13 protein-coding genes and 1 pseudogene are annotated in these 13,699 nt (G+C 63.4%); 7 read left to right on the top strand and 7 right to left on the bottom strand.

Annotation, left to right across the window (positions count from 1 at the left end):
* Nucleotides 1–21: 21 nt before the first annotated feature.
* Together ABMA59_RS02330 and rocF are read right to left on the bottom strand one after the other, a co-directional pair.
* A complete protein-coding gene (locus ABMA59_RS02330) occupies nucleotides 22–1,080 on the bottom strand; it encodes an ornithine cyclodeaminase (RefSeq protein WP_349003678.1) in 1,059 nt (352 codons plus the stop codon).
* Entirely contained in the window at nucleotides 1,077–1,997 is a 921-nt protein-coding gene (rocF, locus tag ABMA59_RS02325; RefSeq protein WP_349003677.1) for an arginase, read from the bottom strand. The genes ABMA59_RS02330 and rocF overlap by 4 nt, the downstream gene beginning before the upstream one ends.
* A gap of 137 nt (nucleotides 1,998–2,134) precedes the next feature.
* Here rocF and ABMA59_RS02320 point away from each other — a divergent pair, with 137 nt between their 5' ends.
* The 4 genes from ABMA59_RS02320 (at nucleotide 2,135) to ABMA59_RS02305 (ending at nucleotide 4,533) form a co-directional block, all read left to right on the top strand.
* Complete coding sequence (locus tag ABMA59_RS02320) at nucleotides 2,135–2,572, top strand: Lrp/AsnC family transcriptional regulator (protein WP_349003676.1); 438 nt, start codon at nucleotides 2,135–2,137, stop codon at nucleotides 2,570–2,572.
* Nucleotides 2,573–2,690: 118 nt separating this feature from the next.
* Nucleotides 2,691–3,074: a hypothetical protein gene (locus ABMA59_RS02315; RefSeq protein WP_349003675.1), complete on the top strand. Its 384-nt coding sequence runs from the start codon at nucleotides 2,691–2,693 to the stop codon at nucleotides 3,072–3,074.
* Nucleotides 3,075–3,170: 96 nt separating this feature from the next.
* Nucleotides 3,171–3,722, top strand: a complete 552-nt coding sequence (locus ABMA59_RS02310) for a copper chaperone PCu(A)C (protein WP_349003674.1) — start codon at nucleotides 3,171–3,173, stop codon at nucleotides 3,720–3,722.
* An 88-nt stretch (nucleotides 3,723–3,810) separates the two neighbouring features.
* Nucleotides 3,811–4,533, top strand: coding sequence for an MBL fold metallo-hydrolase (locus ABMA59_RS02305; protein WP_349003673.1), 723 nt, complete (start codon nucleotides 3,811–3,813; stop codon nucleotides 4,531–4,533).
* A gap of 335 nt (nucleotides 4,534–4,868) precedes the next feature.
* On the opposite strand, the gene ABMA59_RS02300 is transcribed toward ABMA59_RS02305, so the two are convergent.
* Complete coding sequence (locus ABMA59_RS02300; protein ID WP_349003672.1) at nucleotides 4,869–5,642, bottom strand: IclR family transcriptional regulator domain-containing protein; 774 nt, start codon at nucleotides 5,640–5,642, stop codon at nucleotides 4,869–4,871.
* 128 nt (nucleotides 5,643–5,770) lie between these two features.
* On the opposite strand from ABMA59_RS02300, the gene ABMA59_RS02295 reads away from it, so the two are divergent.
* Genes ABMA59_RS02295 through pcaF form a run of 3 tightly spaced genes read left to right on the top strand, consistent with a single transcriptional unit; the run spans nucleotide 5,771 to nucleotide 8,623 of the window.
* Nucleotides 5,771–6,628 (top strand): CoA transferase subunit A, encoded by an 858-nt coding sequence (locus ABMA59_RS02295; protein ID WP_349003671.1) that lies wholly within the window; start codon nucleotides 5,771–5,773, stop codon nucleotides 6,626–6,628.
* Nucleotides 6,625–7,416: a CoA-transferase subunit beta gene (locus ABMA59_RS02290; RefSeq protein WP_349003670.1), complete on the top strand. Its 792-nt coding sequence runs from the start codon at nucleotides 6,625–6,627 to the stop codon at nucleotides 7,414–7,416. Before ABMA59_RS02295 ends, ABMA59_RS02290 begins: the two co-directional genes overlap by 4 nt.
* Before the next feature lies 1 nt (nucleotide 7,417).
* Complete coding sequence (gene pcaF, locus ABMA59_RS02285; protein ID WP_349003669.1) at nucleotides 7,418–8,623, top strand: 3-oxoadipyl-CoA thiolase; 1,206 nt, start codon at nucleotides 7,418–7,420, stop codon at nucleotides 8,621–8,623.
* A gap of 94 nt (nucleotides 8,624–8,717) precedes the next feature.
* On the opposite strand, the pseudogene ABMA59_RS02280 reads toward pcaF, so the two are convergent.
* The 4 genes and pseudogenes from ABMA59_RS02280 to ABMA59_RS02265 all read right to left on the bottom strand — a co-directional run.
* Nucleotides 8,718–8,807 (bottom strand): annotated as a pseudogene (locus ABMA59_RS02280) (glyoxalase); the annotation flags it as partial.
* Nucleotides 8,808–9,906: 1,099 nt separating this feature from the next.
* Nucleotides 9,907–10,800: an intradiol ring-cleavage dioxygenase gene (locus ABMA59_RS02275; RefSeq protein WP_349003668.1), complete on the bottom strand. Its 894-nt coding sequence runs from the start codon at nucleotides 10,798–10,800 to the stop codon at nucleotides 9,907–9,909.
* 60 nt (nucleotides 10,801–10,860) lie between these two features.
* The gene (locus ABMA59_RS02270) at nucleotides 10,861–12,615 is read right to left on the bottom strand and encodes an FAD-dependent oxidoreductase (RefSeq protein WP_349003667.1); all 1,755 of its coding nucleotides are present in this window, start codon (nucleotides 12,613–12,615) and stop codon (nucleotides 10,861–10,863) included.
* Entirely contained in the window at nucleotides 12,608–13,696 is a 1,089-nt protein-coding gene (locus ABMA59_RS02265; RefSeq protein ID WP_349003666.1) for a branched-chain amino acid ABC transporter permease, read from the bottom strand. The genes ABMA59_RS02270 and ABMA59_RS02265 overlap by 8 nt, the downstream gene beginning before the upstream one ends.
* Nucleotides 13,697–13,699: the final 3 nt, after the last annotated feature.

Below are 13,699 nucleotides of genomic sequence, written 5' to 3'. Positions count from 1 at the left end.
CAAGGATCCGCGGGCGGCCGCTCACGCAGCCGCCGCCGCCTTGGCGCGCAGCAGCATGCCGAACAGGTCGCGCGGCTCGTCCGGGTCGGCAAGCAGGTCGAGTTCCTCATAGAGGCCGGTCGCCTGCAACTGGTCGCGCACGTAGCGCAGCGCCGAAAAATCCTCGATGGCGAAGCCGACGGAATCGAACAGCGTGATCTGTCGGCCGTTCCTGCGGCCCTCTGCCTTGCCGGCGATCACCTGCCACAGCTCGATGACCGGATGATCGGCGGCAAGCTGCTGGATCTCGCCCTCGATGCGCGTCTGCGGCGGGAATTCGACAAAGATGTCGGAGCGCAGCAGGATGTCGCGGTGCAGCTCGGTCTTGCCGGGACAATCGCCGCCGACCGCGTTGATATGGACGCCCGGGCCGACCATGTTGTCGGTCAGGATCGTCGCCGACAGTTTGTCGGCTGTCACGGTGGTGATGATCTCGGCGCCCTCCACCGCTTCCTGGCCGGTCGCGCAGATGGTGATGTCGAAACCCATTCCCGCCAGGTTTTTCGCGCACTTACGGGACGCAGATGAATCAATGTCGTAGAGCCGCAGCCGGTCGACGCCGGTGAGCGCCTTGAAGGCGATGGCCTGGAATTCCGACTGCGCACCGTTGCCGATGATGGCCATGGTGCGTGCTCCTTTCGGAGCCAGATGTTTGGCTGCGACCGCCGACATCGCAGCCGTCCGCAGCGCCGTCAGGATCGTCATCTCGGTGAGCAGCATCGGATAGCCGTTGCCGACATCGGCCAGCACGCCGAAGGCCGTAACGGTCTGCAAGCCCTCGCGCATGTTCTTCGGATGGCCGTTGACGTATTTGAATCCGTAGAGCTTTCCGTCGCTGGTCGGCATCAGCTCGATCACCCCGTCATGGCTGTGCGAGGCCACCCGCGGCGTCTTGTCGAACAGCTCCCAGCGGCGAAAATCGTCCTCGATATAGCCGGCAAGTTCGGTCAGGAAGCGCTCGACACCTATGGCAAGCACCAGCTTCATCATGCGGTCGACGCTGACGAAGGGCACGATGTTGAGTTTCGGCTGCATGATCAAAAGCTCCTTGTCGGGCGGTCCATGATGCGGCGTCCCATCAGGCTGGCGGTGAGGTCGACCATCAGCGTCGCGGTGCGGCCTCGCTCGTCGAGGAAGGGATTGAGTTCGACCAGGTCGAGGCTGGAAACGAGGCCGCTGTCCGACAACATCTCCATCACCAGATGCGCCTCGCGGAAGGTTGCGCCACCGGGAACGGTGGTGCCGACCGCCGGCGCGATCGACGGATCGAGGAAATCGACGTCGAGGCTGACATGCAGCAGCCCGTTTTCCGCCTCGACTCTTGCCAGGAAGGCACGCAGCAGTTTTGGAATGCCGTACTCGTCAACGGCGCGCATGTCGTGCACCGTCACGCCAGCGGCGATCAACGCACGGCGTTCTGCCGGATCGACGCTGCGAAGGCCGAGCGTGCAGACGCGCGACGGGTCGACGGTCGCCGTAAGATCAGGGAAATAGCCTGCAAACCCCGGCTGACCGCTGGCATAGGCGAGCGGCACGCCGTGCAGGTTGCCGCTGGTCGTGGTGTCCAGCGTGTGGAAATCCGGGTGGGCATCGAGCCACAGCACGAACAGCGGACGCCCCTGCTCGGCGGCGCGGCGGGCCACGCCGGAGAGCGTGCCGGCGGAAATCGAATGGTCGCCGCCGAGGAAGATCGGCATGGCGCCGGCGCTTGCGACGTAGGCGGTCTCGGCAATGGCGGAGGTCCAGGCGGAAATCTCCGGCAGCGCCTTCAGGGCCAGGTTTCCGTGGATAACGCGGCGGGCCGCGAGCGGCTGCACGGCTCCGAGATCTTCCACCTCGTGACCAAGATCGCGCAGCGCCGACACCAGCCCGGCAGTGCGCAACGCGCTCGGCCCCATCTCGCAGCCCATGCGTCCTGCGCCATCCTGAACGGGCGCGCCGACAATCCTGCACAACATCGAAAACCCCTGAAATTCGCGGATTGGAGAATGTCCGAATTCAAACAGCGATGCCCGACGAAACGAATAGCGAAAATTGGCAAATAATGTGAAATAGCTTATCATTCTGATTAATCTGGCAGCCGAATTGAAACGCCATGGACAGTCTTGACGAAAAACTTGTGACCTTGCTGCGCCATGACGGGCGCCGCAGCATCTCGGACCTGGCGATCGACCTCGGCGTCTCGCGCGCCACGGCCCGCGCCCGCATGGAGCGGCTGGAGAAGGCCGGCGACATCATCGGCTACACGGTGATCCTGCGCGCCGACGCCGTCGACCAGCGCATCCGCGGCATCATGATGATCGAGATCGAGGGACATGCCGCCGACCGCGTGATCCGCGCGCTGGGCGGATTTTCCGAGGTCTCGACCATCCACACCACCAACGGCCGCTGGGATCTGGTGGTCGAGATCGGCGCCACATCGCTGACCGACCTCGACGCCGTGCTGCGGCGCATCCGGCTCATTCCGGGCATCACCGGGTCCGAAACAAGCCTGTTGCTGGCTACGCCGCGGACAACGCGGGCGCGATTGTAACGGCGAAGAGGAATCGGTCTCCCCCGGCCCTGACGGCGGACGGCACGTTGCCGCAGCACGACAATCCGGTTTGGAAACAAGCCGCGCCGTGTTAATCGAAAGCCGGTTCGGAAGAGAGATGTCCGTGAGGTTCTTGCGCGAGGAATGGCGGAAAGGGTTGGCGCTGGCCGCCGCCATGCTGTTCCTCGTTCAGATGCTCGGCACTGGCTTCGCCCTGCCCAGCCCCACACAGATTGCGCTCGATGCCTTCGGCAACCCGCTCTGCATCACCAGCACGCATGGTACGCCGGCTGACGACAGCGACCACGGCAAGATGCCCGGCTGCTGCATGCTCGGCTGCGCGGCCTCGGCAACGGTGGCCGGCGCGCCTCCTGACGAAGCTTCGCTCATCATCGTTTTCCGGGCGGAAGCTCTCGGCCGGTCCCTGCCCGCACCGATCGTCATCGTCCAGGCCGACGATCACCGCCCCGGCAGCCCGCGCGCGCCGCCTGCCCTCGCCTGACCCGTGTCTGACGGCGTCACTGCGCCGTATCCGTTTGAATTCCTGAACAGAATTGCCGCGGCCTTGCAGGCGCGGCCACAAGCAATGGATATTCCCATGCAAATCTTTTCACGCGCCCCGGCGCACGCAATCGCTCATCGCTTCCGCAGCCTCGATGAACGGGCCGGCCTGCTCGGCTTCATCCTGATGCTCCTCATGGCCTTCGCCCAGCCGCTCTGGGCGCATGAGTTCAAGCTCGGCGACCTCGAGATCGGTCATCCCTGGTCGCGCGAGATCCCGGACGGTGCAAAGGTCGCCGCCGGCTACATGGTCATTAAGAACCATGGGACCACTGCCGACCGCCTCGTTTCGATCGTCTCGCCGATCGCCGGCAAGGCGGAAGTCCATGAAATGTCTGTGAATTCCGAAGGCGTCATGACCATGCGCCCGGTGGAAGCCGGCATCGAAATTCCGGCCGGCGGCGAGGTCGCGCTGAAGCCCGGCGCCTTCCACATCATGTTCATGGACCTGAAACAGATGCCCAAGGCGGGCGTGAAATTCCCGGGAACGCTGACCTTCGAGAAAGCCGGAGCGGTGGAAGTCGAGTTCGCCGTCGAACCGAAGGCCGGCGAGGCCGACCACTCGAAACACCAGACGACCGGCGGCTGAACGAGACCGGATTTCCTGCTATGCAGGCGGGCCGCATGATGTAGCCCGCTTGCATGTGTTCGGCGCAATCCATTGGAATCCAAGTGTTATGCCGTCTTCCTGGTTCGAATTCCGGCCTATTTCGCCCGGCGTCACACTGATCACCGAGCCGTTCGTGCATCCCTTCTTCCGGGCGAACCTCTACCGCATCGAAGGCCGCGACTTCGACATCCAGATCGACTTTGGCGTCGGAATATCCAGTCTTTCCAAGGGTATGCCGATAATGGGCAAGCCTGTCCTTGCAATAGCCACCCATGCGCATGTCGACCATGTCGGCAGTTTCCATGAGTTCGAAAGGCGCGCCGGGCACGAGGCGGAGGCGGAATTCTTCCGTACGATGACGGACGAAGGCACGCTGGCGTCGTGGTTCGCTTCGCAGGACGAGCCTATCGCGCGGCTCCCGCATGACGGCTATTCCTTGAATGATTACAGCCTGTTACCCGCGCCGCTGACCCAACTGCTCGGCGACGGCGATACGGTCGATACCGGCGACCGGCGGTTCAAAATCCTGCACCTGCCCGGCCATTCGCCGGGATCGATCGCGCTCCTCGACGAAAGGAACGGCGAATTCTTCTCCGGCGACGCCATTTACGATGACGAACTGGTGGACGACATTCCCGGAGCGGACATTTCGGCCTATGTCGAAACGATGCACCGGTTGGCCGAACTCGACATAGACGTGGGACACGGCGGCCACGGCCCAAGTTTCGATGGCGGGCGCATGCATGCAATCGCGCTGAGCTATCTCCAGAGCAAGGATCGGCAGGGATAACAAGGGGTTGGATGATCAGCCGCCGGCCAGCGTCAGGTCGGGCGGCGCGGGACCGTATCCGGAGGCTTGTACGTCAAGTCCGGAATATCGTGCGATTTCATAAAGTTATCGAAAAGACCACGCCGAAATCCGCTGTTTGACCTGACGCACTCCCTCCGCGAGCATGACGTCGAAGGTATCCAGGCACGATTTGGCCTGCCCGAGCATCGCTCCGCTGGCTGTTTCACCTAACGCGGCCGAGGCTATCCCCGACGTGCTCCCGCGGACGCCACGAACCAATCCCGGCAAGTCCGATCTCGGCCTTTGCGCTCGCGGAGGGAAGCCATAACCGCTTCCTATTGCACGGTGAAAAAACCCTCGATCTTTTCGGCGGCGCGCTTCAAGGGCGGCAGGACGGCGGTCTCCATTTCGGCGACTGAGAACCTGGCGGACTGAGCCGAGACGTTGATCGCCGCGGCGATGGCGCCCTGCCGGTCGCGGATCGGAACCGCAATCGAGCGGAGGCCGATTTCCAGTTCCTCATCGACCAATGCGAAACCTTGTTCGGCCGCTTGCCGGACTTTCCGGGCAATCTCGTGGCGGTCGGTGATGGTCTTCGGCGTGTTCGGCTCGATCACCGCGCCGCCGAGGAAGTCTGCGAGTTGCTCCTGCGTCATGCCGGACATCAGCACCCGGCCCATCGATGTGCAATAAGCCGGAAGCCTGGTGCCGACCTGCAGCGCCACCCGCATGATGCGGGCGCCGGGGATGCGGGCAACGTAGACGACGTCGTGACCCGACAGAACCGCGGCCGAACAGGATTCGTTCATCTCGGTCGCCACCGCGCGCATGAACGGCTCGGCGAAGGACCACAGCGACGTGCCCTCCAGCCACATCCGTGACAACGACAGCAGTTTCGGCGTCAGGGCGAAGACGCGGCCGTTCTGGCCGGCATAACCGGCGGCCACAAGCGTCAGCAGCAGCCGGCGCGCCCCGGCGCGCGTCAGCCCGGCGCGCTCGGCGGTCTCCGTCAGCGTCAGCCCGGCCGGATGCGTGGCGAGAATCTCGATTACGCCAAGACCTTTTTCCAGTGACCCGACGTGATCACGCATGGAAGGCACTTCCGGCATTTGAACGCAGCGTCCTTGCTCGTGGCAACGTCAGGCGGTTGACAATCAGGCAGTCAGGACAGATAGTATCGCATAAGAAACATATGTTCGCAATACGAACTTTTTTACAGGAAGAGGAGGGTGCGTCCGTGGCAAAATTCCTGCCGCTGAGCCAGGCGGTTTCGGACAATCTGAAGGATGGCGACACCGCCGCTTTCGAGGGATTCACGCATCTGATCCCGACCGCCGCGGCGCATGAGGCGATCCGCCAGGGTTTCAAGGACCTGACCCTGGTCCGCATGACGCCGGACCTGATCTACGACCAGATGATCGGCATGGGCATGGCGAGGAAGGCAATCTTTTCCTATGCCGGCAATCCCGGCGTCGGCCTGCTGCGGCGGCTGCGCGATGCGGTCGAGAACGGTTTTCCGCATCCGCTTGAGATCGAGGAGCACAGCCACGCCGCCATGGCCAATGCCTATGAGGCGGGCGCCGCAGGCCTGCCCTGCGCGATCTTTCGAGGCTATCGCGGCGCCGGGCTGGCCGAGGTCAACCCGAACATCAAGTCGGTCACCTGTCCGTTCACCGGCGAAAAGCTGGCCGCCGTGCCGGCGGTTCGCCCGGACGTGACCTTCATCCATGCGCAAAAGGCCGACCGCAAGGGCAATGTGCTGGTGGAAGGCATCGTCGGCATCCAGAAGGAGGCGGTATTGGCGGCCAGGCGCGCGGTGGTGACGGTCGAGGAGGTGGTCGACAATTTCGACGATCTGCACCCGAATCTCTGCGTGCTGCCATCATGGACCGTTCACGCGGTCTCGGTGGTGCCGGGCGGCTCGCATCCTTCCTACACGCAGGGCTACTACGATCGCGACAACGCCGCCTATCTGGAATGGGACGAGATCGCGGCCGACCGGGATCGCTTCCGCGAGTGGATGCAGAAGAACGTGATCGAAAAGACCGCCGACGATTTCGCCGGCCGCGTCGCGCATCTGAGGAAAGCGGCATGAGCACCGTCACCCCCAACGAGATGATGACGATCGCGGCATCGCGCGCGCTGACCAATGACGACGTGTGCTTCGTCGGCATCGGCGCGCCGTCGGCCGCCTGCAACGTGGCGCGGCTGACGCATGCCCCCGATATCACGCTGATCTACGAGAGCGGCACGATCGGCACCGCGCCGGACGTGCTGCCGCTGTCGATCGGCGATGGCGAACTCTGCGAAACGGCGGTGACCACCGTGCCTGTGCCGGAAATGTTCCGCTACTGGCTGCAGGGCGGCCGCATCACCATCGGTTTCCTCGGCGCGGCGCAGCTCGACAAGTTCGGCAACATCAACACGACGGTGATCGGCGACTATTTTCACCCAAAAACCCGCCTGCCCGGCGGCGGCGGGGCACCGGAGATCGCGACCTCGTCTCAGCAGGTCTACATCACCATGACCCAGACCAAGCGCGGCATGGTGGAAAAAATCGACTTTTTCACATCGTTCGGCCATGGCGAAGGCGGCGACCACCGCAAGCGGCTGGGCATCGATACGGCCGGCCCGACGCTCTTGATCACCGACCTCGCCATCTGGAAACCGGACCCGGAAACCAAGGAATTCACCGTGGTCTCCCTGCATCCCGGCGTGACCCGCGAAAAGGTGCAGGAAACCTGCGGCTGGACGGTGAAATTCGCCGGGCGATTGGAGGAAACGCCCGCGCCCACCGAACTCGAACTGAAGACGCTGCGCGACTTGCAGGCCCGCACGAAAGCGGCGCATGAGGGGACGGCGAAAAAGGAGAAGGCCGCCTAGCATGACGGAAGCTTTCATCTGCGACTACATCCGCACCCCGATCGGCCGGTTCGGCGGCGTGCTTTCGCCGGTCCGCACCGACGACCTCGGCGCGGTGCCGCTGAAGGCGCTGGTGGAGCGCAATGCGGCGCTGGACTGGGCGGCTGTCGACGACGTGATCTATGGCTGCGCCAACCAGGCGGGCGAGGACAATCGCAACGTGGCACGCATGGCGCTGCTGCTTGCCGGCCTGCCCAAGGAAGTGTCCGGCACCACGATCAACCGGCTGTGCGGCTCGGGCATGGACGCGGTCATCGCCGCTGCCCGCGCCATCAAGGCCGGCGAGGCCGAACTGATGATCGCAGGCGGCGTGGAATCGATGAGCCGCGCGCCCTTCGTGCTGCCCAAGGCCGACAGCGCCTTTTCGCGCAACGCCGAGATTTACGACACCACCATCGGCTGGCGTTTCGTCAACCCGTTGATGAAGAAGCTGTACGGCATCGATTCCATGCCGGAGACCGGCGAGAACGTCGCCGAGGATCTTGCCGTGTCGCGGGCAGACCAGGACGCCTTTGCCGTGCGCAGCCAGGACAAGGCGGTGGCGGCGCAGGCCAACGGCCGGCTCGCCAGGGAAATCACGCCGGTGACGATCCCGCAACGCAAGGGCGAGCCGGTGGTGGTGGCCAAGGACGAGCATCCGCGCGCCGGCACGACCGTCGAGACTCTGGCGAAACTGCCGACGCCGTTCCGGCAGGGCGGCACGGTGACGGCGGGCAATGCCTCCGGCGTCAATGACGGCGCGGCGGCGCTGATCGTCGCCTCCGAAGCAGCGGCCAGGAAATACGGCCTGACGCCGATTGCACGTATCTTGGGCGGCGCCACGGCGGGCGTCGCGCCGCGCATCATGGGCATCGGCCCGGCGCCGGCCACGAAAAAACTGTGTGCGCGGCTCGGCCTGTCGCCGAAGGATTTCGGCGTGGTCGAATTGAACGAAGCCTTTGCCTCCCAAGGCATCGCCGTGTTGCGCGAACTCGGCATCGCCGAGGACGCGGAGCACGTCAACCCGAATGGCGGGGCGATCGCGCTGGGTCATCCGCTCGGCATGTCCGGCGCCCGCATCACCGGCACGGCGGCGCTGGAACTGCGGGAGCGCGGGGCAAAACTGGCGCTGGCGACCATGTGCATCGGGGTCGGCCAGGGCATCGCCGTGGCGCTGGAGCGGGTGTAGGCAGATAGTGCCAGGGAGATGCCATCAACCAAGATCGGCATCGCCAAGCTGGAACACCCCTCATCCGACCTCGCTTCGCTCCCACAAACAGCCTTCACAAGTGCATGAGAATATTGACCACTTTTCCGAACGGGTCGCGAACGTAAAAGCGCCGGACGCCCCAAGGCTCCTCAGCCGGGCCGTATAGCAGCGCTGAAGGATAATTCGGGGTATGTTAAAAATCCTATTCAATACGCGCGTCACGAACTCTGCCCTCCTTACATTGTTGGACACTTCTAAAAACTCCTGAAGGGCGTTTGACGGTCACACTGCCGCAGGAGCGCATGGGAGTCAGAAACAGAACAGATCGGAATCAAATCGCGCCGAAATACGTCACCGCGGGAGGGCTGCGAGGTTTTTAGAAGTGTCAAGTTGCACAGCGGGCGAGCCGCGACACTACGAATAGCTTCCTCGGCAACTGAGCTTCACCTTTCGCTTTTCCGCCAATCCAAAAGGTGATATAAATGAAAAACCCTTGGGGGAGCAAGGTTTATTGCCTTTTAGACAAGATTAGCGACAACCAGAACTGGTGCCAAAGTGTTCCAGTCATGGTTGAACGTCCGTGAGGAAGCCTGGGCCATGGGTTTGGGGTGATTTATGAGGAAATCGAAGCAAATAGGGCACCTCGATGGTTTTGATATGACGCACTCCAAAAGCAACTCGCTTGTCACAATTTAGAGTTGCCTTGGATCATAGATGTGAATGACCGCCACACCTGAGAATTACATTATGTGAACCAAGGAGATTTCCAATGAGCGCCGAGAGCGTAATAAATAAGATCCTGGATGAAGCAATACCTGAGATCCAAAATACAATGAGGTCGATGGACCAGGGTTGCGGCGGCGGAAAGCACGGAGTTCCCCCGTTGAACTGGCCCTCGAGGCGGGTACCAGGTGACGAGGCAGTACGAGCATTTGCCGCCGCAAGAGCGGCTATGGGAGAAGGCAGGAAAGATGATGCTAGAAGACAGCTCGAGTCCGGTCTGAGTCAGTGGGACACATTAGTCAACAATTTGAATGATAGTTGTGAAGGGGGACCGCACGGGTTGGATCCCGTGAACTATGGCAACTATATACGGTATAGGGATCTGCTGAAGGAGCGAGTGCGGACGGCGCTGCTCTTTCTAGAATAGAGATCGGTACTTCCGTCCGCGATCGCCGCGCTGAACCGATCGCGGGCGCCGTGCGGGCTCGCACCTTGTATTAGCGCGAGCCCGCAACGTGTTGGAAATACAAGCAAACGCGTCAGCGGGCGAGCCTCGAAGGACCCGCCAGCACGAAATCGTATTCCACCTCCCAGAACCAGCCGTCGAAGCCAAGTTCCTTCGATCTCGCGGGATCGTCGACACGCTTGAATTCGGCCAGAAGGCTCTCCTTCACGCCGAACACGGCATCCGAGTCTATGTGCGGATCGTCTGGATCGAAAATATGGGTGACCAGCGTCTCAAAGCCGTCGGCCTTGATGATGAAATGCAGGTGCGCGGGCCGGTAGGGATCGCGGCCGAGATCCCGCAGCAGCCGGCCGACAGTGCCGTCGTCGGGGATCGGATAGCATTTCGGTTTCACCGCACGGAACCAATAGCGGCCATCCGCGCCTGTGCGGAACACGCCGCGCAGGTTGAAGTCGGGCTGCATGCCCTTCTGCTGCACGTCGTAGAACCCTTCGTCATTGGCCTGCCACACGTCCAGCACCGCGCCGGCGACCGGTTTTCCCGACGTGTCGAGGATGCGGCCGGAGATTACCATGTCCTCGCCTTTTTGGTCGAGGCAGATGTTGGCGCCCATTGGTAACTGCGGCGCGTCGGCGACGTGGAACGGGCCGAGCACCGTGCTCTCGGAAGCGCCGGCCGGCTTGCGGTTGTTGATCGCGTCGACCAGCATGGAGACGCCGATCACATCGGACAGCAGGATGAACTCCTGCCGCCAGTCGTTGCACAAATGGCCGGTGCGGGTGAGGAACTGGATCGCCTGCATCCATTCGTCCTGCGTCGGCTCGATCTCCTTGACCGCCTCATGCAGCTTTCGGGTAACGACTTCCATCACCTCTTTCAGCCGCTCGCTTTTGGCATTCGCGTTTCGGCTGGTGACAACCTCGACCGAATTTTCTTCGCTGAAGAATCCCTTTTCATGCGCTTCCATGGACGCTACCTCATGAGTTGGTGGCTCGTTTTGCTGCCAGTCATACCTTCCCGCGACACCTCACCGCGCCAGCACCGCCTTCAGCACGCGGCGCAGTTCCGCTACCGGATCGTCGGCGATCGTCTCGCGGCGCCAGCACACATGCTGGTCGGGCCGCGTCAGCACGATGCCGCTGTCTCGGGCCTCCTGGGCACGCGCCCAGTCGCCGGTAAAATCCTGCCAGTGCTGGCGCGGACCGATGATATGGGCGGCAATGTCGATGCCAAGATCCCTGCCGACGATTCTTGCCGCTTCGACCCAGCCCTGGCCGCCGATGCCGGTGAACACGGAAAAACGGCCCTTTCCCGCAAGATCGAGGGTCGAGATCTTGCCGCCGTGGCTGTCGAACACCCAGACATGCGGCAGGCGCGCGCCCGGCCAGGTCGTCGGATGATAGTGAAGCTCGGCGTCCTTCTCGAAGGCCGGCTCTTTCTGCCCGTCGGTGACGATGGCATCCGACCTGTAGCGCTGGTTCATCTCGACGCCATGCGCGTCGAACTCGTAGACCTTGAAGGCGACAGTCTCGCGGATCTTTTTGCGCTGCTCCTCGGCCTCCGGCGTGTCGTCGCAGCGCGCGTCCATGTTCTGCTGCATCTTCACTGGGTCGATGGAATCGAGCAGGCCGAGCGCCTTGAAGATCGGCCCGAACTCCTCGATCGACTGGTTGGCGCGCGTCACGATCTGTTTTGCGATCGGCGCGCGCTCGGTATTGAAGCTGTCCAGCAGTTTTGGCCCAGCCTGGCCTTTCAGCACGTAGGCGAGCTTCCAGGCGAGGTTGAAGGCGTCCTGGATCGAGGTGTTCGACCCGAGCCCGTTCGACGGCGGATGGCGGTGGGTGGCATCGCCCATGCAGAAGACGCGGCCGCTGGACATGGTCGTCGCGTACATGTTGTTGACAGTCCAGGTCGAGACAGACTGGATGTCGATCTCCAGTTCCGGATCGCCGACAAGGTCGCGCGCTACCTTGGTCGCGAAAGCATCGTCGACCTTGGGCGCCGGCTGGCTGATGTCGTAGCCCCAGACGATCAGCCACTCGTTCCATGGCCGCACCATGCGCACCAGGCCCATGCCGATGCCGCCGACATCGGCGCCGGGCTGCACGACCCAGTAGAGCACCGACGGACGATGCGCGACGTAGCGGGACAGGTCGGCCTTGAACAAAATGTTCATGGAGCCGCCGACGCCCATCTTGCCTTCGAAGGTCAGCCCGGCATGTTCGGCCACCTTCGAGTTGCCGCCGTCGCAGCCGACCAGGTACTTTGAGCGGACGGTGAACTCCTTGCAGGTCAGGCGGTCGTAGCAGGTGGTGGTGACGCCGTCAGCATCCTGCTGGTGGGAAACGTATTCCGTCGACATGCGTGCCTGCGTGCCGCGCGAACAGGCCGTCTTGAACAGCAGAGGCTCCATGAAGGTCTGCGGCAGGTCGTTCATGTGGCTCGGCGAGGAAAGCTGGTGCTCGGCGCGCGACAGCGGATGTTTGCCCCAGCTCCGCATCCGGCCGATTTCCTCGCCGGCGAGCGACGTGCAGAAAATGTTCTCCCCCATCAGGTCCTGCTCGGTGGCGAACATGTAGGCCTCGTCCTCGACCTCGCGGCCGAGGTCGCGCAGCACCTCCATGGTGCGCTGGTTGGTGATGTGGGCGCGCGGCGTGTTCGCCAGCCAGCGGTAGCGGTTGATCACCATGTTCTCGACGCCGTAGTTGGCGAGCAGCGCGGCAGTGGCGCAGCCGGCCGGGCCGGTGCCGATGATGAGGACGTCGGTGGTAATGTCAGCCATGCGGCGCTCCCTTGATGTCTGTCTGGGGGATCGGCCCGCCGCGAAGCGTGCGGCGGATGGGGAAGAACTGGATGCCGGTGCGCTCGGTGAACAGGCCCCAGAGGCCGCGCGGCGCAAACAGCATGACGGCGATGCCGATGAGGCCGAGCACCAGCAGATACCAGGAGCCGTAGTCGGCAAGCACGTTCTGCAGCAGCAGGAAGACGATGACGCCGACGATCGGCCCCTCGATCGTGCCGATGCCGCCGATGACGACGATGAAGATGACGTAGGCCGTCCAGTCGATCACCGAGAAGGCGGCGTCGGGCGAGATGCGCGCCTTCTGCACGTAGATCAGCGCGCCGGTGAGCCCGGTGATGAAGGCGGCGGCGAGATAGACATATGTCTTCACGCGGCGCGCATCGACACCGACCGAGCGCGCCGCCTCCTGGTTGTCCCGGACGGCGGCCAGCGCCAGCCCCTGCCGCGACCGCAGCAGGCGGTAGACAAAGCCGATGGTTGCGACGGCAAGCGCCAGCGCCAGCCAGTAGCAGACGACGTCGGCGGCTTGCGCGGGGCGCATGCCGAACAGGTCGCCGACCAGGCCGACGCCGACCATGTCGCGTGTCGTGCCTGAGGGCAGCGAGGTGCCCGTGCCGCCGCCCAGCGCCTTCCATTGCGCGAGGCTCAGCCGCACAACCTCGGCGATGACCCATGTGCCGATGGCGAAATAGGCGCCTTGTAGCCGGAAGACGAAAAAGCCCGTCGGGACGGCGAGCAGCACGGCGGCGACACCCGCAAGAAGGATCGAGGGAAGCGGGTCGAGGCCGAGCAGGATGACGCAGGCGAACATCGCATAGGCGCCGAAACCGACGAAGGCCTGCTGGCCGACAGAGACCAGGCCTGCATAGCCGGCGAGCAGGTTCCAGCTCTGTGCCAGCGTCAGCATGGTGAGGATGAAGAACAGGTCCTGCAACAGGCCACGCGAGATGGACAGCGGCGCGAGGATGGCAAGGACGACGACGATCGCCGCCGCCACCGCGAAGGCGCGCGAAGCCTTCGTGCGGGTTTCGACTTTCCAGGGGATGTTGGCCGCGTCCATCAC

The organism is Mesorhizobium yinganensis, assembly GCF_040081985.1.
Lineage (GTDB): Bacteria > Pseudomonadota > Alphaproteobacteria > Rhizobiales > Rhizobiaceae > Kumtagia > Kumtagia yinganensis.
This window is presented reverse-complemented; position numbering and strand designations above follow the sequence as displayed.